The organism is Nocardia sp. NPDC060249 (genome assembly GCF_042728755.1).
Taxonomy (GTDB): domain Bacteria; phylum Actinomycetota; class Actinomycetes; order Mycobacteriales; family Mycobacteriaceae; genus Nocardia.
On record NZ_JBHXAQ010000002.1, the window covers coordinates 887,760 to 913,047 of the forward strand.

Below are 25,288 nucleotides of genomic sequence, written 5' to 3' on the forward strand. Positions count from 1 at the left end.
GCTGTGACCGAAGTTGACGCGGATTCGGTGCACCCGGCCGAGCAGGCTCGCCTCACCACCGCAACGCCCACCGGCCGCGGGTTGGGGTACCGCTTCGATTTGGACGGGCTGCGGGGACTCGCGATCGCGTTGGTTGTGGTCTTTCATGTGTGGTTCGGTCGTGTGTCCGGGGGTGTGGACGTCTTCCTGGTGCTGTCGGGGTTCTTCTTCACGGGCTTGCTGCTGCGTCGGGCGGAGTCGCCGGAACCGTTCTGGGCGTGGTCGGTCGTGCGCCGCACCCTACGACGACTCGTCCCGGCCATGACGGTCGTGCTGGCGGCGGTCGTCGTCGCGACGGTGGTGTTGCTGCCGTATACGCAATGGTCGACGGCGGCGGCGCAAGTGCTGTCGTCGCTGTTCTACTACCAGAACTGGCAGCTCGCGCTGACTTGGTCGGACTACCTCGCGGCCGATCCTTCGGTCAGTCCGCTGCAACATCTGTGGTCGATGTCGGTGCAGGGGCAGTTCTACCTGGCCGCGCTGCTGGCGGTCGCGGCGACCGCCTGGTTGTGCGCGCGGCTCGCGCAGCCCGGCCGGATTCGCGCGACCATCGGCGCGGTCGTGGTCGCGGTGTCGATGGCCTCCTTCGGTTACGCCGCCTATGGCGTCGCCACGAATCAGGGATGGAACTACTACGACAGCTTCGCCCGCGGGTGGGAGTTGCTGGTCGGCGCCGGGCTCGCCGTCGTCGCGCCTTCGCTGGTGGTGTGGCGGCAGGTGCGCGTGGCGCTCTCGGTGTTCGGTGTGCTCGGTGTCGTGTTGTGCGGATGGCTCATCATCGACGGCGCCAACCGGTTCCCCGGCCCCGCGGCTCTGCTTCCTGTCTGCGCGACGGCGGCGGTGATCCTCTCGGCGACGCAGCTGCGGTTCGCCGACTGGCCCTGGCCGAACCGGCTCCTGGCCCATCCGGCCATGCGGTGGCTCGGCGAGATCGCCTATCCCCTGTATCTGTGGCACTGGCCGATCCTGATCTTCTTCCTCACCGAACGCGGAAACACCCACGCCGGTCTCGTGGGCGGTATCGGGGTGATCGGGCTGTCGGTTGTGCTGGCCTGGATGACGCACCGCTGGATCGAACAGCCACTGCGGCAGCGCACAGCCGGCAGCGACGATGCCGGCTACACGCGGTCGCGGCATCTGGTCGGCTCCGCCGTCGCGGTGTTGCTGGTGGCGACCGTCACCGTCACCGCCGGTTGGCAGTTCGCCGTGGTCCAGGTCAATCCCCCGGTGGCGGCCGGGGAGCTCGACTCGGAGAAGTACCCGGGCGCGGAGGCGTTGGCCTCCGGCGCTGAGGTACCCGACGAGCCGATGCGACCCACCGTCTTCGCGGCGCCCACCGAAGTCCCCCCGCCCACTGCGGACGGGTGTATCGCGGACTGGGACACCCGCGACGTCGTCACCTGTACCTATGGTGACCCGGATGCCGATCGGACCTTGGCGCTCGTCGGGAGCTCCCATGCCGAACACTGGCTACCCGCACTCCAGGTGCTCGCCACCGAACACTCGTTCCGCATCCAGGTGTACTTGAAGATGGGCTGCCCGCTCACGCTCGCCGAAGACGCCAGCTACAAGGGTGAGCCCATCCCGGATTGCCGGGACTGGTCAGCCGAAGTGATCGACCGCCTCGACGCCGACCGCCCGGACTGGGTGTTCACCACCGGTACCCGGCCCAGCGACGAGGGCGGCGACGAGACGCCCGCCGACTATCTCCACGTCTGGACGGCACTGTCGGATCGTGGTCTCAACGTGGTCGCCATCCGCGACACCCCGTGGCTGCGCCGCGGAACCCTCCGATACAAAGCCACCGACTGCTTGGCCGGCGGCGGGAACCGAACCAGCTGCGGCATGCGCCGCGAGGACGCGCTCGACCCGGTCAACCCAGGACTGGAACCGGCCTCGGCTTTTCCCAGCGTCTTCCCGATCGACCTGACGGACGCGGTCTGCGAACCCACGCTCTGCGCGGTGGCGGAGGGCAACATCCTGATCTATCACGACGAGCACCACCTGACCGCCAGCTACTCCCGATCTCTGGCCGGACCACTCGGACGGGAGCTGCAACCGATACTGGGGTGGTGGTAGGCGCGGGATCGGACCACCGTTGTCCGACGGTGGAAGCGATACGGTGCAGGTGCAGAGGCGGTCGAGAGGAGATCCAGCGGTGGCACGTGACGGAAAGCGTCGCATTGCTGGTCTCGGCGTGCTCGCGGTGTTCGTCCTCGCCCTCGGGTATCGCGCCACGGAACTGTCGGTACCGGCCGAGACGGTCGCCGCGGAAGCCGCAGCGATTCCGCAATCACCGATGCGCATCAGCTACGGAGATTCACCGGAGACTTTCGGCGACCTCTATCTGCCACCGGCATCGAACACACGGCTGCCCGTGGTGGTTCTGATCCACGGCGGCGGATGGGCGCAGAACCGGACCCTCGCACAGTTCGACGCCCATGCCCGTGCGCTGGCAGGCGACGGCGTCGCGGTGTGGAACATCGAATATCGCCGAGTGAACGGCGGCGGTGGATGGCCGGTCACCCTCACCGATGTCGACGCCGCCGTGAACGCGCTGGCAACCATCGTCGCACCGCCCGTCGGCAACCTGCTCGACCTTCAGCGGGTTCACCTCGCCGGGCACTCGGCCGGTGGCCATCTCGCCGCGTGGGCCGCCGGGCACCGATCAGCCGAGCAACCGAGACATCCCGCGATTCGCATCCGCAGTCTCACCCTCATGGCGGCGGTCCTCGACTTGGATCTGGCGGTCACCGAGAGCCGGGATTCGTTCGTCCCGAAGCTCCTCGGCGGTACACCCGCGGAAGTACCCGACCGATACCGCAACGCCTCCCCCATCCACCACCTCCCGGCGAACGACACTCGCATCACCGCGGTACACGGCGAGAACGACCGGGTGGTGGCACCGCTGCAAAGCCACCGCTACGTCGAAGCCGTCACCCGCGCGGGCGGCATCGCCGATGTACAAATCCTGCGCGGTACCGGACACGGTGAATTCGCCGACGCCGAGTCTTCGGCTTGGAACACCGCACGCAACACCATCATCGGCTACGTCGGCTCCATCATCTGACGCTCCACTCTCACGACCTCCGACTCAGCTGGCCGAGCGACCGCCCGTCACTCGAAGTAGGCCGCATAGTCGGCGAAAGGGACCTGGCCGGTCGGGCTCGCTGTGATGGCGTCGGCGACCTGCGGGGGTATCGGAGCCCAGTAGGCGGGCATCTCGGCCGCCAGCGCCGGGTTCAAGATGTAGATCAGGGCGAAGTTCACAATCCACAGCGGCGGGGCCATCGACATGCCGACCACCGAGCTCACGCTCCCCTTGGTGTTGGTCACCAGCTGAGCCTCGCCCGAAATCTGCTGTGCCGCGAAGCCGAAGGCGGCTTGCACCGTGTAGGCCGACCGGTAGAGCGCGACCAGAGATCGAAACGCACCGTTGTCGCGCAACCAGGTGCCGACGTAACCGCCGGGCGCGATCAAGGTGTTCACCTGTCTGGTCGGCGCGTCCGCGTTGGCCGGGCTCTCCAGCAGCCCACCGGGGTTCACATACAGTCCGTAGCTGGCCAGCACCGAAGGCGTGCTCTGCCCGTTGACCTCGGAATAGAGAGGGCGACCGACCGTATTCGTGAGGATCTCGACGCAGGCGACGATCACCTCGGCCGCCTCGCTGTTGCCGCCGACGCCGCCGCCGGTGCTGAGGTCGCGATACTGCTGCTCGGTCAGCGCGTCCGCTCTGTCGAGACCCACCTGACCGGCGATCGTGTCGGCCAATGCCTGCCCGAGCGGCTGGTTGAGCTGCTCCGGACTCGTCATCTGCGTCGGTGCCACGTGTTCGTAGGCGGGCGCACCGGCGAAGGGGATCGCGAATCCGGTGTCCGAGGTTGCCATGGGTTGCCCGGAGACAGTCTGGGTCGCCGTCAAGGAGAGCAGGCACGCACCGATCAGCGCCAGTACCGTGACGGCTCCGCGGCGGGCGGCCGATCCGCGCCGATGCCCCGGGCTCGCTATCCACGTGTTGCCCATCGTCGACCTCTCAGAGCACTGTCGTAGGAGGTAGAACCAGTTTCCGATTCAGTCAAAGCCGTGTCCGGCACCGTGTCAAGCCCCGGCGACGCCACGGACGATGGTGCTCGTTCGCCGCAGCACCTTCGCGGAAGCCGAACATCGGTACTGTGCGTGCGTGAAGCAAGAGCCGTCCGGACACGCGCTCTATCTGGAACGCACCGCCCCTCAGCGGCGCTGGGACGATCGGGACCGGGCGCACAGCAAATCCCGGATTGCCGACCGCTCGACTGCGTCTTTTCGTGAGGCCTACTACGCCGAAGACTCCCGGCGTCGCCAGCGGGCACAGGAGGAATTCGAAGCGCGCAGTTGGCAATTCGTCATCGATCCGGCGATCGATGAGTGGGCCCGGGCATGGGTCGTCGGCGTACCCGCGACATTGCCACTACGCCGGTCGACGTTTCCGGACTGGGCCGATCTGCTCGGTTTCCGCAACCCCGACTTCGAGATCGAATCGGCACTGGAGGCGCTGATCAACCGTGCAGCAGCCAACGGTCTCGTGCGCTCTCCCCACCCGGGCGTCCTCGCTACGGCATATTCCAGTCGTCATCCGTACACCGAACTCACCGATGGAGTGGGCTACGGCTTCTATCCGGAAGACACCGAAGAGCTGATCGTGCACGGCTCGTCCGCAGTGCGATACGAAGACTTCAACAGCAGGTCCGAATACGGTCCGGATGCCGTCGTTGCCGCGATCCGAATGGTGCTGAATACCTTCCATCAGCCTCGCCCTGGTCATATGCAGCCGGGGATACATTGGCAACCCACTGACTGAGCCCTTGCTCACGTCGTGTTCACAGCTCTATTCGTCTGGAAGGCGCACTCGATGCCGTCGCGAACCTGGCATCACCTCGAGCGCTTCGGGCTCGTCGGCTACAAACACCGACGTCTCGCCGATCAGATCCTGCCCTTGGCACCGCCTCCCAGCGCGAGGCGACCACCACGGCGCTGCAGCACAACATCGATGCCGAACCAGCAAACCATCTCTCAGAACAACAACGGCAACAAACGCTAGCGCATCTACAACCAAAATTTTTAAGAGCGCATTCGCGTCGAACTTGGTTCCGCAGCTACGGATTTCGGATGCGAGGAGTACCCAGCGCGTGGTGGCACCAGGCTGCTTCAGCCGAACTTCTCCGGTTGCCCCCGACCCAGTTCGATTCGTTCGATGACATCCCACACGTAGGAATTGTCCCGAAGTTCGAGCGAAACCAACGCAGCCTCGGTGGTCACAACGTGGAAGCCGTGGATTGCACTGCCAGCAGTCGCTGCAGCCGCGGCAGCCATCTCGTCCATACCTTCGAAAATCGGGTACGCGATCGTCACATGGGGATTCGATGTAGATTCCTTCAGCGACGCCTGCGGCAACACGGAGATCGTTGCCGCACGTAGCGCGTCACGAAGTTCCATCACCGGCGCCGCGGGTGAGATCACGAAGCCGATCGCACCACGAATGTTGGTCAGCCGATCAACGGACAAGCTGAACGGCCGCAGGTCCCGGCAAGCATGCTGCGCAGCTACCGCAATAGAAGCACGTTGTTCGACTGTGCAAGCGCGAGGGCGCGAAATTCGATCCAATGTCAGGTGGAGGCTGTCGGCAGGGGTGGTCTTAAAGTGTGCCGGATCGATAACCTCCTGACACTCTTTGGTCCGCGAATGAAGTTCCGAGGCATGATCGAAGGTCAGGAACCAGTAGTAGCCGAGCGGGCCGTTCTCGAGCGGACGGGGGCGTAGGGTGCCCAATATTCCGGTCACTTCTCGCCGCCCTTACTGGCCAGCGCATCCCGGACGCCCTTCAACTGCGAGGTATCCCCCCACCTGTCGGCCACGTCACGGAGAAATTCCGAAGCTCGGCGCTGAACCTGGGCCATAGGCTTGTCTGGCGAAGTGTCTAGAGCATCGTGCATTATCGCCACTGCAGCATCCAGGTCGGCATCTTCGGCCAAGACATGCGAGCGGGCCACGTCGATCATCACCAGCGACCTACCCCACGGCGAGTTCGTGTTGTTCATGTCCGCCAACGCGAGCTCCGCATACTGTTCGACCTTATCCGGCATCGCCAACGACAGATACGATGTCGCGGCATTTCCAGCCACCTGCGCCGCACTGTAGCTTCCCAGCGAGATACTGGATGGCACTCCATCCGGGGCGCTCTCGCACGTGACCAGCTCGTACGCCCGGTCCACCGTGCGTCGCACGCCGTCAGTATCGCCGAGCTTTCCCATTGCTCGCGCGACTCCGTTGATCGCTAGTCTTACGCTTTGCGGCCCATCTTCCGCTCGAGCGAAGCCGTCTCGAGCATAGTCCAACGCTCGTTCGTACCTCCCTGCGTAATACTCACAGAAGCTTTGCAGCCCACGCGCCCATGCTGTGAGGTTAGCGTTCTGCGCATTGTCCCCCAGATGGAAAGACTCCAGGCAGTAGGCCCGCGCCATCGAATAATGACCAGTTCCGACGGCGATATAGCCGAGCAGCCCCGAAGTCTCGGTGGCTATGTCGAACAGTTCGCTCCGCTGTTTCGGGTGGCTACATTCATCGATGAGCCCATCGAGCCACTCCCGCTGCTGTTTCAACGCGGGAACGAGTCCGGCAGGATCAACAGTTTCATAGTTCGCGATAGCGTGGTGCGTACTGATTCTCAACTGGTCAATGACCTCGGGATTGATAGATCGGCTCAGCTTGTGAACGCGGCCCAGGACTGCAAGCAGATCAGTAGTGATCGGCTGGTCACCAATCTCCGGCAACCCGTCATCATCAACGCGGTCGGTGTATGCGACCGCGGTCTGGGTGTGACTCAGCACGGTTGAATGGCGGTCCCGCCAAACGGCTTCCCCGTCCGCGATGATCTGCTCGAATCGCTCTCTATCCGCTGGAGACGCACGCTGCAGGTATGCCGTATCCAGGATTGCTTGCGCCGTGGATCTGGGTTTCACGGCGCTCAGACCCGAGCGCCAGTTGTTGACCGTGGTCGTCTCGACACCGAGCAGGGCGGCGAACTCTCGAATCGACTTTCGCATCGCTTCTTGAAGCGCAGCCGCTTCAAAGCCTGTCCAAGCCCGCCCTCGCATCATCGCCGCTTCCTACTTTTCAGCACCTGATCTCGGAAGTGCACACGATACGCCTACGGTACGCGATCGCTACGCGGTTACCTCCGATACCGCTGGTGGGCGACGCTTTTCATCAGTACCTGTTCCCGGGAATCCATGGCGAGGCCACCAGATCGATGCCCTTCGCTGCCGGATGCGTCGCCAGGAGGCCGCACATGTCGAGCCACTCGCTCACCGATCTAGTCAAGCTGGTCGGGGCGATGAGAGAAGCCGGTTGGGTCAACCTCGCCCTGGCTATCCCGAGTTCCCCTGTTGCCGACAATCCCCATGCGGCGGAAACCGTCGACGTTTTTCCCACCGCGCACGAACTGCCAACCGGCTACCAGCTGATCTCTGCCTTCCGTGGCGCATTCGGACACCTTCCTGGTGACCACCTGATCGCACGCTGGGCTCAAGCCTTCGCCCACCTGCACCGCTGCCGCCACATCAACCCCGCAAACACTGCCCGAATCGACACGCGCAGAAGTGAACTCGCTGAACTGGTCGATGCCTGGGTCGCGAACCACTCCCGGCTGCCCGACCGGGACTACGGCGCCGCGCTAGATGAACTCGCCGCCGCCTACATCGGATTCGAAGCGAAGTTCCACGCGAGAGCGCCCGTCGACTTCGACGAACTGCACCGAGCATGGACCACCGTCGCCGGCCACGTCATCGACTGGGGCGACCTCCATACCGGCCAGGCAGCCGTGCCACGACCACTGCAGAACTCCTCCCCCATATCCAGCGACTGAAAGGTGCACCACCATGCTCGATCTCGACTACTCGACTGATCCACAGTTCCGCGAAACCTGCGCGCGCGAAGGAATCGCAGTCACCGAGGCCGCGACCGCTATCGCGGCCGGCACTCTGGTGTTCCTGCGTTCCAACGATTCTCGCCATCACAAGGACTTTGCCCCGATCTTCGTCGGCGCGGGTACGCGGCGAAAAGTGACGGCGCTGATCGGGTTGGGGCCCAAGGACACCAACCGCGACGCGATCGTCGACAGCATGTCGGTGATCCTGGCCGCCAAACCCGACGCGGTGATCGACCTGACCACCAACCCCGAGGGCATCGCGCTGCGCCGCGAGCTGAAGGAAGTGGTGGGGATCCCGTTGGGCTGCTGCCTCACCTACGACCTGTTCGCCCAGCCCCGCAAGAAGCTCGGTCGTGCCGAATTCTTGGAACGTTTCGAACTCGGACTGGACTCCGGTGTCGACTTCGCGCTGATCCACGCCGGGATCAACCCGGAGTTGGCGCGAATGAGTGAGCAGTCGACACGGATCATGCCCACCACTTCCCGTGGTGGCGGACTGATCGCGCGCTACATGCGCATGCACAACACCGAATCGCCGCTGCACGAGTACTTCGACGGCATCCTCGAGATCTGCCGACGCCGCGGCGTAGTGCTCGACCTCGGAGATATCTTCCGCCCCGGCGCCACAGCCGACGCCGGTGACGACCTGAAATGGCGCGAGATCGAGTTGCTGGCCACGCTGCGGCGCCGAGCACTCGACGCCGGCGTTCAAGTCCTGTGCGAAACCGGCGGCCACATCCCCTTGCATCGCATTCCCGAAATCATCCCCGCCTATAAGAAGGCCCTCGGCGGCGCGCCATTGTGGCTGGCAGGCCCGATGGTCATCGACAACGCTGTCACCCTGGACTCGATCGTCAACACCATCGGCGTGGCCACCGCCGGGCAGCACGGCGGAGACATGTTCGCCTCCATCACCCAGGTCGAGCACTACCTGATGCCCACCGGCACCGACACCGCCGAAGCCGTACGCAATGTCAAAGTCGCCATCACCGCCCTCGAACTGGGCCGCGACAACACCGACGAAGCAGCCCGCCAGCGCGCCATCTCCGTCGCCCGGCGTGCGAACAACTGGGACGTGCAAGCCACCCACGCGCTCTACCCACGGCTGGCGGGCAACGCCTTCATCAACGCCGGACTGAAAACCGGTGCACCGTGCACGATCTGCGGATCGCTGTGCCCACACCTGACAGCCAAGAAGGACCACGAAGAAGCTCCCGTCCCCGCCAGTACGGCTCCGTTGTCGATCAGTCCCGCGGAGCGCTGACCAATGACCACGACAGCATCTAGGCCCACCGTCACCACAGCATCCTTGGCCGCCACGATCACCAGGCGTCTCCCCGACACAGCGGACCTGACGACGGTCGCTACCTTCCTGGCCGACAACCTGCTCGCCCTCGGCGATCACGTGCCCGACACCGACTGGCTCATCCTGGGCGGGTCGATGGCCCGCGGAGAACCGAGCTGGATTCGCTATCAACACGACCAGCGCCAGCTCATCAGCGACCTCGACCTGCTCTATGTCTCCTCCGGTGAGACACCGACAACGCTCATATCCCAATTGCGTATGACCGCCGAAACGTGCTTTCCCACTGTGGATTTGATGACGCTGCCGCTACGCGACTACCGGGCCATCACAACGTCCCTGGGCTACGACTTCAAGAACCTCGGCGTGCCACTGACCCCGCACGGCCTGCCAGAGCACAACTCCGTGCGACTCGACGACCGTGACGCCTACGAGATCCTGCTGTACTACATCCAGGCTTACTACTGGCATCGGCTCAACTACAGGTGGCAGGCCGGCCTGGACTCCACCCAGTTTCACCTGCTGGTGAACCGACTGTGCATGAAGGTTTTGCGTGCGACGGCGATGCTGGAACGCGGCGCCTATGCCCATCACGACTTCGCCCGCATGGCCCCACATCTCGCCGAACAGATGCGCACCGAGCTGGCTTGGCGCATCGATCCACGGCAGACTCCGTTGGACCCGTCCCGATTCTGGGTCTACGTGCACGACGCTTTCCGCAGATTCGACTTCGCCTTCGGTGGCCCACGACCAGACGCAGTGCGACTGAGCAAATACGCCACCACCAGCAGCGGGCAGATCATCGCCCGCCATCAGAAGCGAATTAGCGAGCTCGCCCGGGAAGTCGCCGCCGCGTGGGTCTCGAACCCTCGCCTGGACAAGATCGGTACCGTGGAGCGCGCAACCTGGTCACGAGTCACCGGCTGGGCAGGAACGCAGCAACAGCCCGGCCCCGCCTCCTACTTCGCCAAGCACCGACGCGAAATCCACGACCACCTCCTCGCCATGAAAGTGCAGGTCGCTGCATGAAGATCCTCGTCACCGGTGGCGCCGGCTACGTTGGCGCCACCGTGACCCGGCTCCTTCTCGACGCCGGGCACCAAGTCGACGTCGTCGACGACCTCTCCCGCAACGATGACCGGCAGATCCCCGCCGAAGCGCGTTTCCACCAACTACGCGTACACGACATCGCCGCCGTCCTCACCCCCGACGCCGGATTCGATGCGGTGCTGCACTTCGCCGGACTCATCGCGGCGGGCGAATCGATGAATCACCCGGAATGGCACTGGGACAACAACACCCGCGCCTCGCTCGCACTCCTCGACGCCATCCGCGATGCGGGAGTATCGCGCCTGGTGTTTTCTTCTACCGCCGCGGTCTACGGCGAGCCAGACGAAGTTCCGATCGCTGAGAACGCTGCGACGAACCCGGTCAACACCTACGGCGACACCAAACTCGCAGTCGACCGCGCGATCGCATCGATCACCCGCGCCAGCGAGCTCGGTGCCGTCAGCTTGCGCTACTTCAATGTCGCTGGCGCACACATCTGCACCGATGGGTCGATGATCGGCGAACGCCACACTCCCGAAACGCATCTCATTCCCTTGGCGCTGGATGCCGCCGCTGGCCTCCGTGACAAGTTCAGCCTCTTCGGCGACGACTACCCAACTCCCGACGGCACCTGCATCCGCGACTACATCCACGTCACCGACCTCGCACAGGCACATCTGCTAGCCCTTGCCGCCATCCGCCGAGGCGCGCACCGAATTTACAACCTGGGCAACGGAATCGGCTTCTCCAACAAAGAAGTACTCGACGCGATCCGCCACGTCACCACCGAAGAAATCGACGTCGAGACAGCACCACGCCGCCGTGGCGATCCGGCAGTGCTCTACGCCTCGTCCGAACTAGCACGGCAAGAACTCGGATGGGCACCAACTAAACCCGACATCCTCGACATAGTCGGAGACGCTTGGAAGTTCCACCAGACAGCCGCTCGTTAGGCGGGGCACTAGTCAACAAGTTCGTGCGCGGCGCTGCCCTGCGCCAGTATTGATGCGTAGTGCTGCACGAGCTGCTCACCACCGTCATCGGGATGCTCAGTCTTCCGTCGGCCTTGAACCCTGACCAGACCCTGTCCTGACCGATCACACGCCCGGGTCGATGAGGATCTTGCCTTCCACCTGCCCGGTGGCGAGGCGATCCAGTGATGCGCCCAGATGGGCGAGTCCTACCGGGGTTTCGGCGAATTCGGTGCCGAGCAAAGGGTCTGCCGCGAGGATGTGCAGTGCGGCGGGGAGGTCGGTGTCGCAGACGTGGGCCAGCGTCGTGTCGAGGGTGATCTCGCGGAAGATCATCGAGTGCATGTCGAGGGCGGGCTTGTCCTTGGGAATGCCGACGGCTTGGACGCGGCCGCCGTCGATGACCATCTCGAGTGCCGCCGCCAGTTGGCCGGGCGCCCCGCTTGCCTCGATCACGACGTCGGGTTTGCGGCCGTCGAGTGCGTCGGTGACATCGGCGGCGATGGACTCCGACGGGGTGAGGGCGCGATCGGCGCCGAGGCGTTGCGCGCGGTCGAGGCGGCTGCCGGGGAAGTCGATGACGGTGATGTCGAATTCGCCGAGGTGTCGCAGGCCGGCGAGGACGAAGGAGCCGATCGCGCCGGCGCCGATGATGACGACCTTGTCGCCTTCGCGCGCACCGGACCGGCGGGCCGCGTGGATGCCGACGGACAGGGGTTGGGCGAGTCCGGCGTGGTCGAGGGCGAGCCCGGTGGGCAAGGGGCGCAGCGTCTTCGTGGGGACCGCGACGAATTCGGCCATTCCGCCGTGGACGTTCAGCCCGAGGGTTCGGTACTTCGTGCACTGGTTGGTTCGGCCTTCCCCACATCGGCGGCACGTGCCGCACCAGACACCCGCGCCGCTGGCGACCAGGCTGCCCTCGGTGAGGCCGGAACCGGGGTCGGCTTCGACGATCTCGCCGACGAATTCGTGGCCGGGGATGATCGGGCCGAGGTGTCCGCTGTGGGGGTGGCGGCGTTGCACGGGAAAGGTTTTCGGTCCGGCGATCCACTCGGCGGCGTCGGTCCCGCAGATTCCCGATCGCAGTACCCGCACGAGCGCCTCTCCCGCGCGAGGGGTCGGAATGTCGACTTCTTCGAGCCGGATATCGCGGGGGCCGTAGTAGACGGCGGCTTGCATCATCGATGGCACAGCAGTGTCTTCCTCGTCGAGATGGTGGTGATGGTTCGGATGCCGAGCGGCGGTCCGGGTCACCATGAGCGACCCAGACCGCCGTTGTCACACCGTGACGGGTTCTCCGTCGCGTGGGTCGGTAACCGGTTGGGCGACAACGTCATCGGTGACTGCGCTGCCGCGGGGCAGGAACAATGCCACCACCGCGGCGAGGCCGAAGAAGCCCGCGCACACGATGAGACCGCCCTGGAATCCGATACTCGCCGCCAGTCCGGCCAGAGCGAACGGCGCCAGCGCCGAGACACCGCGGCCGACGTTGAAACAGAAGCCCGCACCGGTCGCGCGGGCTCTGGTCGGGAACAGTTCCCCGAGGTAGGAGCCGAACAGACCGAAGAAGGCGGTGAACGCGCCGAACAGCGGTCCCATCCACAGCAGAGCGGTCTCCTGCGTGGTGAGTGCGTAGATCGGCAGCGTGAGCGTGACGCCGAGCAAGGTGACGATGATCGTCCGGTGACGGCCGATGTGGTCGGCGAGGTAGCCGAACCCGTTGTAGCCGAAGAACATTCCCAGATTGAGCATCGTGATGAACAGCGCGACCGAGGTCGACGGCAGCCCACGTTCGGTGGTGAGGTAGGTCGGCAGCCAGGTCATCGCGCCCCAATAGCCGAACAGCGCGAGCGCCGCCATGAGGGTGCCCAGCAGGGTGCGCCGGCGCAGCGAGGAGCCCAGCACGTCACGCACGGAGACGACATCGTCGGCGTTGTCGGCCTTCTGCGCTGCCCAGGTGGCGGATTCGGAGAAGAAGATCGCGACGATGGCGATCGGCAGCACCACCGCACAGCCCGACACCAGGAACATCAGTCGCCAATCCGGCAGGAACCAGCCCGAGATCGTGGCGGCCATCGCTCCGCCCGCGGGGAACGCGCTGATCACGAACGCGGCCGCGCGACCACGGTGCTGTTCCGGCCAAGTCTCGACCACGTACGCCGACACCACGCTCCAGACTGCGCCGAGCCCGATACCGGCGAGGAACCGCAGGATCAGGAAGACCTCGTAGCTCGGGACCACATAGATCGCCGCGGTGAAGATGCCGAAGATGCTCAGTGCGGCGAGCAGTGCCTTCTTGCGCCCGAAGTTGTCGGCCACATAGCCGCCGAGGACACTACTGACACCGATGCCGACCAGGGTGGCGGTAGCAAGTAGGCCGCCCTGGGTGATCGTGATGCCCAAGTCCTTGCGGATGGACGGTAGTGCCATGGAAAGCAGGACGATTTCCAAGGCGTCGAACAGGTAGGCGAGGAAACACCCGCCGAGCACGATCCAACGTGTACGTCGCATCGTTGTACCTCCAGTGTGAGCTGCTGGGGGTCGTGCCCGGGCAGCAGTGATCTCGAATCGCAGGGAACGGGTGTTCACTGCATGGGTGGAATGGGCACCGAGTCATCGCCTGCCGGTAGCAGTTCGGCGAGAGACATGGCGGTGCCGTTCGATCCGGGCCTCGACGGGTCCGGTCGTGTGTGTGGCGCGGCGCTAGCGGCCGTCGTGGGCGGCCAGGACCAGATCGAAGGTGATGCTCGCCCAGCCGTTTTGCGGATGTGTCCCGTCAGGAGCTGCGATATCGGTGTGGTGGACAGCCTCGACGACGAGGTTCTCCTTCACTCCGAACACCGCGTCGCAGTCGAGGTAGGGGTCGCCCGCGACGAAGATGTGGGTGATCAGGGGCCGGAAATCCGGCGCGGTGACCATATAGTGCAGATGCGCGGGGCGCATCGGGCCGCGAGCGGTCGCGGTCAGCAGATCACCGACCGGGCCGTCGTGGGGAATCGGATACGGCGCTGGCAGTACCGACCAGAATCGGTATTCGCCGTCGGCACCCGAGCGCAGCCAGCCGCGACCGGCCGAGCGGTCGTCGGTGTACTGGACGTCGTAGAAGCCGTCGGAGTCGGCTTCCCACACCTCGATCCGCGCCCCTTCGATCGGCGCGCCACCGACCGAGCGAACCTGGCCGGATACGTAGCAGGGCAACCCCTTCGCGCCCCGGGCGATATCGCCTCCGAGTGGAATCTCCGGTGCGGAATCGACGAAGAACGGACCGAACACCGTCGACTCGGTGGCACCAGGTTCAGGAGGTTCGTTGATGGCGACTGTGAGCATGGACAGGCCGAGCACATCGGAGAGCAGAATGAATTCCTGACGCCGACTGTCGGTGATATGTCCTGCGCGAGTGAGGAATTCGATAGCCGACTCCCACTCGTGTTCGGTGAGCCGGACGTCGCGAGCGAAGGAGTGCAGGTGCCGGACGAGACTGTGCATCACCTCACGCAGCCGAGGATCGGGAGTGGCGTCGAAGCTGGCCAGCACCTCCTCGGTGACGGCCTGTTCCTTGTCGACGGCGGTAGCCGGGTCGCCGGTCATGCCGTCGGTCCTGTGGGGTCGGATCCTGCCCACGCGCCGTGCAGGATCGCGCGCAGTCCGTCCGGAGTGACGGGTGTGGGGTTGTCGGCGGGAGCGATCGCCAGGATGTCGTCGATCACGTCGTCGATACCGGACTCGTCCATGCCGAGCTCACGTAGCCCCGCCGGTACACCGACCGCACCACCCAGTTCACGCAGTCCGGCGACGATGTCGACTCGCCGGAGTGCGCGGCCGATCCGGTCGGTGGCCTCGCTCGCGTTGGGAGCGTTGTAGGCCAGTACGTAGGGCAGCACGATGGCGTGGGTGTGGGCGTGGGGCAGGTCGAACGCCCCGCCGAGGACGTGGCAGATCTTGTGGTGCAGCCCGGATCCGGCGACGGCGAACGCCGATCCGGCCAGGTAGGCGCCGAGCAGCAGTTCACCGCGACTGGCCAGGCCGGTCGGGGTGGACGCGATCGTGGTCAACCCGTTGACCAGGTGACGGATGCCGTCTTCGGCGACCGCGCTGGACACCGGGCTCCGCCGTGGCGCCCAGAAAGCCTCGACACAGTGCGCCACCGCGTTGAGTCCGCTGGCGACCGAGAGTTCCACCGGCAGAGAAAGAGTCAGCTCCGGGTCGTAGACGACGGTCTTGGGCAACACCCGCCGATCGGTCCCGGTGGTCTTGCGCCCGCGCTCGGTCAGGCCCCAGACCGGGGTGACTTCGGAGCCGGCATAGGTCGTCGGCACAGCGAGCACCGGCAGACCGGTGGTCAGGGCGACGATCTTGGCCGTTCCTGTCGTCGAGCCACCACCCACCGACAGCACCACGTCGGCATCGGCGTCGATCGCCACCTTGCGGGCGAGCTCGGCGACCTCGGCAGGTACATGGGGGCGGACCTCGGAGAAGGTCGCGACCACCCGATCGGCGAACGGTGCGCACAGCTGTGTCGCGGTGCCGTTCTCGGCGTCGGTGGCGATGAGCAGCACGCGGCGGGCACCGAGCAAGTCGAGCTCGGTGCGCAACTGGGTGCGCGCGGCACCGGCGCCGAAGACGACCCGGCCCGGCAGGCCGTCGTAGGTGAACTGTGTCATCAGATCGCCCCCGGGATGACCGTGGGTCCGTAGCCCAGCAGCAACCACCGAGCGCCGTCGCGCACCCAGACCGCGAGCGCGCTGTTGGCGAGCTGTTTACGCACCCCACCGGCCGTGATGTCGGCGCGCATCTCACCGGAGACCAGCACGGTGTCGCCGACGACGACGATCTTGTGCACCGGGTGCTCGATCCGGTGGTAGACGTAGAAGCCGCTGCGCAGCTTTTCCAGGTAACTGTCGAGGGTGTCGACCGCGGCGTTGGAGTGCGTGTAGAGCAACTCGGGGTGCGCGAATGCGGCGAAGCCGTCGACATCGCCTGCCACCACCGCGGCGTAGCGTGCGTCCTCGAGCGAGCGGATGGTCGATTCGATCTCGGCGGTGGCGAGGGTGTCGCTGGTCATGAGAGGGCTCCTGTCTGTGGTGCGGTGGAAAGGGTTTCGCGCAACATCACGCCGTTGCGACGGCGCAGGACGGTGAGCACTTCGGCCATGTCGGCCTGACCCAGCCCGGTGGCCACGGCATCGTCGAGGACGGCGAACGCGGCCTCGGACCCGGGCAGGATCAGCCGGTGACGGTGAGCCAGCGCGAGAGCCAGGCCGAGGTCTTTGCGGATCAGCGATACCGGCGCCGCGACCGGGGTCGCCTCCGGCGCGAGGTAGGCCTGCCGCTTGTAGCCGACATACGGGGCGCCCGCCGCGCTGTTGCGCAGGATGTCGTAGAACGTGGCCGGGTCGAGGGCACCGGCTTCGGCGAGCAGAAGTCCTTCTGCGACAGCCTGACTCAGCCCGGCCAGGACCGCGTTGACGGCGAGTTTGGCCGTGGACCCCGAGCCGACCGGCCCGGCGTGGAACTGGGCGGTGGTCATCGCGGCCAGTACCGGCTGTGCCCGCTCGAACTGTTCGGGCGTGGCACCGACCATCGTGGTGATGGCCGCGGTTTCGGCCATCGACACACTGCCCGACACCGGCGCGTCGATCACCGCGAGGTGCGGTAGCTCGGCGAGTTCGCGGACGATCTCCGGGCCGACGGTGCCCATCACGATGTGCAGGTGGCCGGGCGCGACGGCGCGCAGACCCTCGATCACCAGGTCTCGAGTGGACTCACCATCGGGCAGCATGCTGATCGTCAACGTGGCGGTGGCCAGCGCGTCGGGGACGTCGACAAGACCGACCCCCTCGGGCGCTTGCTCGACATGGGGGTCATAGGCGAGAACGGTGTGCCCGGCCGCGGCCAGGTGGGCGGCCATCGGCCTGCCCATTCGGCCCAGGCCCGCGAATCCGATCAGCACGGTCCCTCCCCCGCTACGCAGACTGTCGCGGCGAATCGGTGAGCGGTGGTGTGAGGCGGAGAAAAGCAGGTCGACCGAAGTCGCGCAATCGGGAAAGACACGAGTCTCCTTCGTCGTCGATGACGGGGAACGGGGCTGAAGCCACCGTGAATGTGTTCAGTATCATTAAACATATAGCGAGTGATGTCAACCACGGAACAACGGTTGCCGTATCGAAGGAGGTTTTCCACCCGATGCTTGAATCATCAAGAAGAGGCACTTCAGGGGCAGAAGCTTGCTCGAATCGTCGCGTCGCGAGCAGGCTGCAGGGCTTCGCCACACGCCGCGGGTAGTGTTCATCCATAGTGAACCCGTAGTGTTCACTGACAGTTGATTTTGTTTCGGCGAGTGGACAGAGGTGCGCTGATGCAGGACAGGATCGGGCCGGCGTTGAAGCAGGCGCGCCTGGATCGGGGTTCGAGTCTGCGCGGGGTGGCGGCCGCGGCGGGCATCTCCGCCAGCCAGCTCTCCCAGATCGAGAACAATAAGTCCCAGCCGTCGGTGAGCACCCTCTACGCCCTCGTCAACCATCTCGAGGTCTCCCTCGACGATCTGCTGGGCATCCGATACGGCCGCGCCGAGCCCACCGCGGCACCGGCCGGACTTTCGGGCACGAGCCGTTCCACCGGCGTCGTGCAACGCGCCGCGGACAACCCGGTGCTCGAAATGGCCAACGGCGTCCGGTGGGAAAAGCTGGCGGTCGACCCGAACGCGGGCGTAGACGCCCTGCTGGTCACCTACGAGCCGGGTGCCGCGAGCTCGGTGGACCGAATGCCGATGCGCCACTCCGGAACCGAGTACGCCTACCTGTTCACCGGGGAGTTGACGCTGCTGCTCGATTTCGACAGGTACACCATCGGCGCGGGCGATTCACTGTGCTTCGACTCCACCCGGCCACACATGTACGTCAACCAGTCGAGCGAACCCGCGCGCGGCGTGTGGTTCGTCGCGGGCCGCCACGACTCCGGCCCCACCCGGGCATGGGTCGCCGCACAACTCGGTGAGACCGACACCGAATCACCCCTGCGCGTGACGAATGCGGTCGACGCACTGGATCTGCTCGGCGCCGCCGTGCGACCACCCGCTGCCGGGACCGGCCGCGACAGCTAGTCGCGACCGGTTCCGGGCAGATCAGAGGCGTTCGAAAACCGCCGCCAGTCCTTGGCCGCCGCCGATGCACATCGTTTCGAGGCCGTAGCGGCCTTCGCGGCGGGTCAGTTCGTGGAGCAGGGTGGCCAGGATTCTGGCGCCGGTGGCGCCGACCGGGTGGCCGAGGGAGATTCCCGAACCGTTGGGGTTGAGGCGTGGATCGTCGGGTTCTACCTTCCAGGTCCGCAGCACGGCCAGTGTCTGCGCGGCGAAGGCCTCGTTGAGCTCGATCACGTCCAGGTCGTCGAGTGTGAGATCCAGTCGGGCCAGGGCTTTTTCGGTCGCGGGTACCGGTCCGATGCCCATGGTGGACGGCGGTACACCCGCGACCGCCCACGACGCCAGTCGAGCCATCGGGCGCAGCCCCAGTGCCTGCGCACGCTGCGGTGTCGTCACGATACAGATGGCCGCGCCGTCGTTCTGACCGCTGGAATTTCCGGCGGTCACCGTGGATTCGGGATCGACACCGAGACGGATCGGGCGCAGCTTGCCCAGCGTGTCGAGGTCGGTATCGGCTCGTGGGTGTTCGTCGGTGCGCACCAGCAGCGGATCCCGCTTACGTTGCGGCACAGCGACACTCACCAGCTCCGCCGCGAAGCGGCCGTCACGTTGCGCGGCGACGGCACGCTGATGCGACTGCACGGCGAGCGCGTCTTGGTCCGCGCGGCTGATCGCGAACTGCGCGCGCAAGTTCTCCGCGGTTTCGATCATGCCGCCGTCGACCGGAAAGTTCTTGCCACCGGCGGTGATTCGCGCACGTGCGAGGCGGTCGTGCAGCACCGGCCCGTCGCCACGGATGCCCCAGCGGATGTCGGTGGCGTAGAACTCGGTGCGGCTCATGGATTCCACACCGCCCGCCAGGACGAGATCACTGCCGCCGGATTGCACCTGCATACAGGCCTGCAACACCGCCTGCAGACCCGACCCGCAGCGCCGGTCCACCTGGATACCGGGCACGCCGATCCCCAGGCCCGCGTCCAGCGCGGCGATGCGGCCGATCGCGGGCGCCTCGCCGTTGGGCGAGGACTGGCCGAGGATCACGTCGTCGACGGTCGCGGCGTCGAGTCCCGTGCGCGCGATCAGCTCGGCGATCACCGTTGCGGCGAGGTCTTGCGGGGCAATGTCTTTGAACACCCCGCCGAATCGGCCGACCGGGGTGCGCAGGGGTTCGCAGATAACAGCTTCGGGCATAGCTCTTCCTTGTAGGCGTCAGGTGGTGGATCGGATCCGGATGAGGTCGCGCTCGATCGCGGCACCGGTCTCGAGCAGGGCGGGAACCAGGGAGTCGCGGACCTCACCGAGCGTGTAGCGGGCAGCCTGGGTGGAGATGTTCACCGCGGCGACGACCACGCCGTGCTGGTCACGCAGGGGTGCTGCCATCGACCGCAGTCCTTGCTCGAGCTCTTGGTCGACGAGGCAATAGCCGTCGGCACGGACCTGAGCCAACTCCGCACGCAGTTGCCGCTTCGTGGTGACCGTCGTGTCGGTGAGTGGCGTCAGGTCGATGTTCGCCAGGTAGCCATCGAGCGCCTCGGCGTCGAGGTCGGCGAGCAGCACCCGGCCCATCGAGGTGGCGTAGGCGGGGAAACGGGTCCCGATATTGATCGAGACGGTCATGATCCGGCTCACGGGAACGCGGGCGACGTAGACGATGTCGGTGCCGTCCAAAATCGACACCGAGGTCGACTCACGAACTTTCTCGGCCAGCGCCTCGAGGTGCGGGCCCGCCAGATCGGGCAGGCTCAGGCTGGACAAGAAGCTGTACCCGAGCTCGAGCACGCGCGGCGTGAGCCAGAACTGGTTTCCATCGGAGCGCACATAGCCGAGTTCGACCAGGGTGAGCAGGAAACGCCGGGCGGTGGCCCGGGTCAGGTCGGTGGCCTGGGCGACTTCGCTGAGGGTGCGCCGCGGATGCCGGGCGTCGAAGGCCCGAATGACGGCCAGGCCGCGCGCGAGGGACTGCACGTATTCCGGCGACGGTTCTGTCATGGCTGCCGTAACTCCTTCTCCCACTGGGCTCGATGGCGTCCACCCCGCGGCGAACATCGGTTCACCGAGCCGGGCCCGAGGCTACGTCGCGGCGGTCCGGCACGAGACTCGGCATGCACGAAGAACGCGTGTTCATTATGCGAACACAAGTCCGTATTGCGAACACGCTACGTCCACAACTCCAGCCTACGCAAGTGTTCGACATACGAACGCGAGTGCGCATTGCGAACATCTCGGCTAGCATCGCTGGCGTGATGGACAAAGTCATTGCGACGGCCGCCGAGGCCGTTGCCGATATTCAGGACGGCGCGTCGTTCGCGGTCGGCGGATTCGGCCTGGTCGGCGTGCCGCAGGTACTCATCGACGCCGTACTCGCCCACGGCGCCACCGACCTCGAGGTCGTCAGCAACAACTGCGGCACCGCGGGCGTCGGCTTGGGCGTGCTCCTCGAAGCACGCCGGATCCGCCGCACGACCAGCTCCTACGTCGGGTCGAACGCGGAGTTCGCACGTCAATTCCTCTCCGGCGAACTCGAAGTGGAGCTGACACCGCAGGGCACCCTGGCCGAGCGGATGCGGGCGGGCGGTGCGGGCATTCCGGCGTTCTTCACCCCCGCGGGCGTCGGCACGCAGGTCGCCGACGGCGGCTTGCCGCTGCGCTACGACGGCAACGGCGGGATCGCACTGGCCAGTCCCCCGAAGGAGACGCGGCTCTTCGGCGGGGTGCCCTACGTGCTCGAACACGCGATCGTCACCGATTTCGCGCTGGTACACGCCTGGAAGGGCGACCGCCACGGCAACCTCGTCTACCGGCGCAGCGCGCGCAACTTCAATCCCCCGGCTGCCGCGACAGGCCGGATCACCATCGCCCAGGTCGAACAGCTGGTGGAACCGGGCGAACTGGATCCAGACGAAGTACACACCCCCGGCATCCACGTGCAGCGCGTGGTGCACGTGGGCGCAGTCGAGGTCGGAATCGAGAACAGGACGGTGCGGGCATGACATGGACACGACAGGAGTTGGCGGCCCGGGTGGCCGCCGAGTTGAGTGACGGCCAGTACGTCAACCTCGGCATCGGAATGCCGACGATGGTGCCGAACTACCTGCCCGACGATGTCACGGTCGTGCTCCACTCGGAGAACGGCGTCCTCGGCGTCGGGCCCTACCCCACCGAGGACGAAGTCGATCCCGAGCTGATCAACGCGGGCAAGGAGACGATCACCGTTCTGCCCGGCGCCTCCTACTTCGACTCGTCGCAGTCCTTCGGGATGATCCGCGGCGGCTGCGTCGATGTCGCCGTTCTCGGTGCGATGCAGGTCAGCGCCCACGGCGACCTGGCGAACTGGATGATTCCGGGCAAGATGGTCAAGGGCATGGGCGGCGCGATGGACCTGGTCCACGGCGCGAAACGGGTCATCGTGATGATGGAACACCGTTCCCGCAGTGGCGAACCCAAGATCGTCGAACAGTGCACCCTGCCGCTGACCGGGTTGGGTTGCGTGCACCGGATCATCACCGAGATGGCCGTGCTCGATATCGGCCCCGACGGACTGACACTTGTCGAAACCGCGCCGGGAGTCAGCGAATCCGACGTTCGCGCGGCCACTGGCGCAGATTTCACGGTCGCACTCGCGACCGCTCCCGCGCGATGAGATCCGGTGTGAAGCCCACGCTGAAGGGGGTGCGGGCTTCACACCGACCTGATCCGTTCGCCAAGCGTGACTGTCGTCAGGCCCGTTCGCCATGGAGGGCGAGGGTGTCGTCGATGCAGCGTGCGATGAACACGTCATCGATCGCCTGTTCGCCGACCAAGAGCCTGAAATACAGTGGTGCGGACAGGGTTTCGAGCACAGCGCGCGGATTCACCGTTGCCGGGAGTTCACCGCGCGCCACCGCGTTCGTGATCACCTGGGAGCTCCGCTCGAAACGATCGTTCCAGAATTTGCGGCGCGCGGCATCGACCTCCGGATCGGAGGACAGCGCCACGGTGGTGCCCACCAGCCGCGCCATACCCGGGCGCGAGATCAGGTCGGAAACCTGTCCGGCCAGCACCGCCAGATCCGATCGCAAGGTGCCGGTGTCCGGCGCAGGATTCCCGACGGCGGCGAGCTCGGTGACAGCATCGGCGATCAACGCGGTCCGAGTGCCCCAGCGGCGATAGATCGTCGTCTCGGCGACTCCGGCGCGGGCCGCGACATCACCGATGGTCAGACCCTCGATGCCGTGCTCGGTGACCTGCTCCAGGGTCGCGGTCAGAACGGCGTCACGTACCCGCGCCGAGCGTCCCCCGGTCCGCTTACGCGGAGCCGGGGGTGTCACCGACTGCCCGTCGGCATCGAGTCCACTCTGATCCATGGTCCAGTTCTACTCGACGGCCGTGCCGTATGCCCAATGCCGATGGATGGGGCCGGTGCGTCCGGCCCCATCCGGGTCAGCGCAGGTATGCCTCGATCCAGTTGCCGAATTCGGTCGCGAGATGCCACTGGTGCTCGCTGATGTACAAACCGGGCACCGCCGCGGGAAACGCGACTTTCAGCTGACTGCGGAACCCACCGCCGGGTTCGTCACGGAACTGATGGCAGACCCCGCCGATGAGTTCACCGTCGGCAAGCTTGGCCGCGCCGGCGACCGCGAACGGGTAGGCCGGATCCGCGGCGACCACCACCTTCGCCGGGTCGGTGTACTCGACGAGGAACCGGCTGGCGAGCATGGCTCCACCGGTCACCTCGACGACCTCCTGCCGCCCGTCGGGCAGGGTGGCGATGATGTAGTGGTCCGGGCAGGCATCGGTCCAGAACGCCTGATCGTTACTCACCCGCGCCCGGTCGAACGTGTCGATGAAGCCCTGCGCGGTACCACGATCACTGGCGATCTCGACGGTCGACACGGCCCAGCGTCCACCCGAGGCCGCAAGCGTGGCACGGGTGGCGGCCTCGGAGGCGAGGAGCTCACCGGCGAGCAGCTCACGCAAGCCGTTGGAGCCGATCAGCACGCGAGCCTGTGCCAGCACCGCTCGGGCGGCGGGGATGTCGTCGACGTCGATCGCGAAGCGGGCGAGGAGTGAGTCGAGTTCACCGGTCAGCAGGCCGACGTAGTCCTTACGCAGCCGCGCCGCGGCGACCGAGAGCCGCCGCCGTTCCCACTCGACGACCCGGCCCTGGTCGACCAAGCGGCCGTCGATGTATGTCCGCAGTCCGGCTGCCGACGGCCCAGGGGCGGCGAAAGTGGTTCCCGCACCGGCATAGGCAACCGCTGCGCTGGCGGCCGTCGCCCCGGCCGCACGGACGATGAAGCTTCTTCTGGTCAGCATTGACCAATTCCCTTCGATTTAAAGCTAGTTCAACTTGCGATAACACAGCTTCCGTTACCGTCGTCACGTTGTCAACGGTCTGCGCATAATTAACGCCATACGAACTTGCGTTTCCAGGCGCAGGAAGGCAGTCTTAAAGCCAGTTTCAGTAGCTTTAATGAGAGGTGGTCGACATGGACGATCCCATCGAAATCCGAACATTCCTCGGCGAGGAGAGCGTCACCCGCCAGCAGGTGCGCGCCTGGGAAGCTCGGCGCGCCGAGGCGGTGCTCAAGAGGTTCGCCGCACGCCTGGGGCGCCGCGGAGTAGCCGAACTCCTGCCCGATTTCACGATCGGCAGGGCGCTGGACGCGCCCCTCGACGTCCAGCGCGAGGCCCTCACCGCCATGAAGACCGAGCTGGGTCACGCAGGGATCTACGCCATGCTCAAGCGCGATCTGGCGATCTCGGACCGGATGGCGCGAATCGGGGTCGCCACCAGCCGGGGCCGAGCCAAGTACTCGGTCACCCGCCTCGAAGTCCCCCACTACTCCGCACAGCGATTCGCCGACTGGTTCAACGACCTGACTATCACCGACGCCGAGGTCGACATGGTGGCCGCCACCCCGGACCACTACCTGTTGCGTGGTCTGCCCGACGGCCGTCAGGAAGTCGTGGAAACGACCGGCGGCTCGCCCACGGCGTCGCGCTTCCTCGTCGACTACACCAGAACCGAAGCGCTGACCATCCCTGTCGATCCCGACTACCCCATCCAGGTCGCGGGCCAAGCCCTGCTCGACGACGGCCTGGTCATCGGCGGCGTCCGCCACCAGTTCCGCGACCGCGACGGCACTCTCGAAGCCCTACTGACGGTGCAGTTCCCGGGCAATCTGCCCGACCGGCTCATCCACCAGCACCAGTGGCACCTGGCCGACGAGTTCAGCAACTGGATGATCGCCGCGGCCCCGGTCGCGGCGACCGCCTGACGGCGGCACCCGGGACAACTCAGGTCGACGCAGCGAACCGAGTCGGCCGCCCTCCACTCCGCATCGTCAACCGAGATAGGGCACGCTTCGCGACTCCAGATAGTGGGTCAGCCTGAGCCGCTGCGTGTGGTGGATATCGAGGCTGTCCAGTTCGGAGGGAGCTACGAACCGCAGACCTGTGGACTCATCAGAGATAGCAAGTTCACCCCCTACGACACGAGCCAGGAAGCACACGTTGAACTGACGCCGGACCTCACCATCGCTGTAGGCGATCACATGCCGCGGATCAGTGTAAGTACCGACGAGACCGGCGATTTCGATGTCCAGACCGGTCTCTTCCTTGACCTCTCGGACCGCGCAGCCGGGCAGGCTGTCGGTCATCTCCATACCGCCACCGGGTAACGCCCACAGGCCGCTGTCGGCACGCCGTTGAAGCAGGATGCGGCCGACGTTGTCGCACACCACAGCGGAAGCCGCGACCACAAGACTGTTCGGCTCCGGTGCGGCTGGGTCGTCATAGAACTCGGTACGTGCCATCGGCTCAGCCTTTCATCGGTCGGCC

25 protein-coding genes are annotated in these 25,288 nt (G+C 65.9%); 11 read left to right on the plus strand and 14 right to left on the minus strand.

Annotation, left to right across the window (positions count from 1 at the left end; genetic code table 11):
• The first annotated feature begins 3 nt into the window (after positions 1 to 3).
• Positions 4 to 2,118, plus strand: coding sequence for an acyltransferase family protein (locus tag ACFWFP_RS11825; RefSeq protein WP_379294714.1), 2,115 nt, complete (start codon positions 4 to 6; stop codon positions 2,116 to 2,118).
• A 79-nt stretch (positions 2,119 to 2,197) separates the two neighbouring features.
• Complete coding sequence (locus tag ACFWFP_RS11830) at positions 2,198 to 3,109, plus strand: alpha/beta hydrolase family protein (RefSeq protein ID WP_379294715.1); 912 nt, start codon at positions 2,198 to 2,200, stop codon at positions 3,107 to 3,109.
• Between the two features lie 47 nt (positions 3,110 to 3,156).
• Here the strand turns inward: ACFWFP_RS11830 and ACFWFP_RS11835 are convergent, their stop codons facing one another.
• Complete coding sequence (locus ACFWFP_RS11835; protein ID WP_379294716.1) at positions 3,157 to 4,062, minus strand: hypothetical protein; 906 nt, start codon at positions 4,060 to 4,062, stop codon at positions 3,157 to 3,159.
• Positions 4,063 to 4,219: 157 nt separating this feature from the next.
• Between ACFWFP_RS11835 and ACFWFP_RS11840 the strand changes: the two genes are divergently transcribed.
• Complete coding sequence (locus tag ACFWFP_RS11840; protein WP_379294717.1) at positions 4,220 to 4,876, plus strand: hypothetical protein; 657 nt, start codon at positions 4,220 to 4,222, stop codon at positions 4,874 to 4,876.
• Between the two features lie 347 nt (positions 4,877 to 5,223).
• On the opposite strand, the gene ACFWFP_RS11845 is transcribed toward ACFWFP_RS11840, so the two are convergent.
• Complete coding sequence (locus ACFWFP_RS11845) at positions 5,224 to 5,856, minus strand: 2'-5' RNA ligase family protein (RefSeq protein ID WP_379294718.1); 633 nt, start codon at positions 5,854 to 5,856, stop codon at positions 5,224 to 5,226.
• Positions 5,853 to 7,172, minus strand: coding sequence for a helix-turn-helix domain-containing protein (locus tag ACFWFP_RS11850; RefSeq protein ID WP_379294719.1), 1,320 nt, complete (start codon positions 7,170 to 7,172; stop codon positions 5,853 to 5,855). Before ACFWFP_RS11850 ends, ACFWFP_RS11845 begins: the two co-directional genes overlap by 4 nt.
• A gap of 92 nt (positions 7,173 to 7,264) precedes the next feature.
• Between ACFWFP_RS11850 and ACFWFP_RS11855 the strand changes: the two genes are divergently transcribed.
• Genes ACFWFP_RS11855 through galE form a run of 4 tightly spaced genes read left to right on the plus strand, consistent with a single transcriptional unit; the run spans position 7,265 to position 11,308 of the window.
• On the plus strand, positions 7,265 to 7,939 hold the full coding sequence (locus ACFWFP_RS11855) for a hypothetical protein (protein WP_379294720.1): 675 nt from the start codon (positions 7,265 to 7,267) through the stop codon (positions 7,937 to 7,939).
• A 13-nt stretch (positions 7,940 to 7,952) separates the two neighbouring features.
• A complete protein-coding gene (locus tag ACFWFP_RS11860; protein WP_379294721.1) occupies positions 7,953 to 9,266 on the plus strand; it encodes a phosphomethylpyrimidine synthase ThiC in 1,314 nt (437 codons plus the stop codon).
• A 3-nt stretch (positions 9,267 to 9,269) separates the two neighbouring features.
• A complete protein-coding gene (locus tag ACFWFP_RS11865; RefSeq protein ID WP_379294722.1) occupies positions 9,270 to 10,334 on the plus strand; it encodes a hypothetical protein in 1,065 nt (354 codons plus the stop codon).
• A complete protein-coding gene (galE, locus tag ACFWFP_RS11870) occupies positions 10,331 to 11,308 on the plus strand; it encodes a UDP-glucose 4-epimerase GalE (RefSeq protein WP_379294723.1) in 978 nt (325 codons plus the stop codon). The genes ACFWFP_RS11865 and galE overlap by 4 nt, the downstream gene beginning before the upstream one ends.
• Before the next feature lie 144 nt (positions 11,309 to 11,452).
• Here the strand turns inward: galE and ACFWFP_RS11875 are convergent, their stop codons facing one another.
• The 6 genes from ACFWFP_RS11875 to ACFWFP_RS11900 form a co-directional block, all read right to left on the minus strand.
• Positions 11,453 to 12,583, minus strand: coding sequence for a zinc-binding dehydrogenase (locus ACFWFP_RS11875; protein ID WP_379294724.1), 1,131 nt, complete (start codon positions 12,581 to 12,583; stop codon positions 11,453 to 11,455).
• Positions 12,584 to 12,604: 21 nt separating this feature from the next.
• The gene (locus ACFWFP_RS11880) at positions 12,605 to 13,837 is read right to left on the minus strand and encodes an MFS transporter (RefSeq protein ID WP_379294725.1); all 1,233 of its coding nucleotides are present in this window, start codon (positions 13,835 to 13,837) and stop codon (positions 12,605 to 12,607) included.
• 192 nt (positions 13,838 to 14,029) lie between these two features.
• The gene (locus tag ACFWFP_RS11885; RefSeq protein ID WP_379294726.1) at positions 14,030 to 14,914 is read right to left on the minus strand and encodes an intradiol ring-cleavage dioxygenase; all 885 of its coding nucleotides are present in this window, start codon (positions 14,912 to 14,914) and stop codon (positions 14,030 to 14,032) included.
• Positions 14,911 to 15,987, minus strand: a complete 1,077-nt coding sequence (locus tag ACFWFP_RS11890) for a maleylacetate reductase (RefSeq protein ID WP_379294727.1) — start codon at positions 15,985 to 15,987, stop codon at positions 14,911 to 14,913. Before ACFWFP_RS11890 ends, ACFWFP_RS11885 begins: the two co-directional genes overlap by 4 nt.
• On the minus strand, positions 15,987 to 16,388 hold the full coding sequence (locus ACFWFP_RS11895) for a nuclear transport factor 2 family protein (protein ID WP_379294728.1): 402 nt from the start codon (positions 16,386 to 16,388) through the stop codon (positions 15,987 to 15,989). The genes ACFWFP_RS11890 and ACFWFP_RS11895 overlap by 1 nt, the downstream gene beginning before the upstream one ends.
• The gene (locus ACFWFP_RS11900; protein WP_379294729.1) at positions 16,385 to 17,275 is read right to left on the minus strand and encodes an NAD(P)-dependent oxidoreductase; all 891 of its coding nucleotides are present in this window, start codon (positions 17,273 to 17,275) and stop codon (positions 16,385 to 16,387) included. Before ACFWFP_RS11900 ends, ACFWFP_RS11895 begins: the two co-directional genes overlap by 4 nt.
• A gap of 405 nt (positions 17,276 to 17,680) precedes the next feature.
• Here ACFWFP_RS11900 and ACFWFP_RS11905 point away from each other — a divergent pair, with 405 nt between their 5' ends.
• On the plus strand, positions 17,681 to 18,424 hold the full coding sequence (locus tag ACFWFP_RS11905; protein ID WP_379294730.1) for a helix-turn-helix domain-containing protein: 744 nt from the start codon (positions 17,681 to 17,683) through the stop codon (positions 18,422 to 18,424).
• A 21-nt stretch (positions 18,425 to 18,445) separates the two neighbouring features.
• Here ACFWFP_RS11905 and ACFWFP_RS11910 read toward each other — a convergent pair whose 3' ends face one another.
• The gene (locus ACFWFP_RS11910) at positions 18,446 to 19,654 is read right to left on the minus strand and encodes an acetyl-CoA C-acetyltransferase (protein ID WP_379294731.1); all 1,209 of its coding nucleotides are present in this window, start codon (positions 19,652 to 19,654) and stop codon (positions 18,446 to 18,448) included.
• Between the two features lie 18 nt (positions 19,655 to 19,672).
• Positions 19,673 to 20,452: an IclR family transcriptional regulator C-terminal domain-containing protein gene (locus ACFWFP_RS11915; protein WP_379294732.1), complete on the minus strand. Its 780-nt coding sequence runs from the start codon at positions 20,450 to 20,452 to the stop codon at positions 19,673 to 19,675.
• Between the two features lie 254 nt (positions 20,453 to 20,706).
• On the opposite strand from ACFWFP_RS11915, the gene ACFWFP_RS11920 reads away from it, so the two are divergent.
• Together ACFWFP_RS11920 and ACFWFP_RS11925 are read left to right on the plus strand one after the other, a co-directional pair.
• Positions 20,707 to 21,453, plus strand: a complete 747-nt coding sequence (locus tag ACFWFP_RS11920; RefSeq protein ID WP_379294733.1) for a CoA transferase subunit A — start codon at positions 20,707 to 20,709, stop codon at positions 21,451 to 21,453.
• A complete protein-coding gene (locus ACFWFP_RS11925) occupies positions 21,450 to 22,103 on the plus strand; it encodes a CoA transferase subunit B (RefSeq protein WP_379294734.1) in 654 nt (217 codons plus the stop codon). Before ACFWFP_RS11920 ends, ACFWFP_RS11925 begins: the two co-directional genes overlap by 4 nt.
• A 76-nt stretch (positions 22,104 to 22,179) precedes the next feature.
• Here the strand turns inward: ACFWFP_RS11925 and ACFWFP_RS11930 are convergent, their stop codons facing one another.
• Together ACFWFP_RS11930 and ACFWFP_RS11935 are read right to left on the minus strand one after the other, a co-directional pair.
• A complete protein-coding gene (locus ACFWFP_RS11930; protein ID WP_379294735.1) occupies positions 22,180 to 22,806 on the minus strand; it encodes a TetR/AcrR family transcriptional regulator in 627 nt (208 codons plus the stop codon).
• Between the two features lie 76 nt (positions 22,807 to 22,882).
• Positions 22,883 to 23,761 (minus strand): hypothetical protein, encoded by an 879-nt coding sequence (locus tag ACFWFP_RS11935; protein WP_379294736.1) that lies wholly within the window; start codon positions 23,759 to 23,761, stop codon positions 22,883 to 22,885.
• A 173-nt stretch (positions 23,762 to 23,934) separates the two neighbouring features.
• Between ACFWFP_RS11935 and ACFWFP_RS11940 the strand changes: the two genes are divergently transcribed.
• Positions 23,935 to 24,726 carry a hypothetical protein gene (locus ACFWFP_RS11940; RefSeq protein ID WP_379294737.1) on the plus strand — a complete coding sequence of 264 codons (792 nt, stop codon included), beginning with the start codon at positions 23,935 to 23,937 and terminating at the stop codon, positions 24,724 to 24,726.
• A 66-nt stretch (positions 24,727 to 24,792) separates the two neighbouring features.
• Here ACFWFP_RS11940 and ACFWFP_RS11945 read toward each other — a convergent pair whose 3' ends face one another.
• On the minus strand, positions 24,793 to 25,263 hold the full coding sequence (locus ACFWFP_RS11945) for an NUDIX hydrolase (protein WP_379294738.1): 471 nt from the start codon (positions 25,261 to 25,263) through the stop codon (positions 24,793 to 24,795).
• Positions 25,264 to 25,288: the final 25 nt, after the last annotated feature.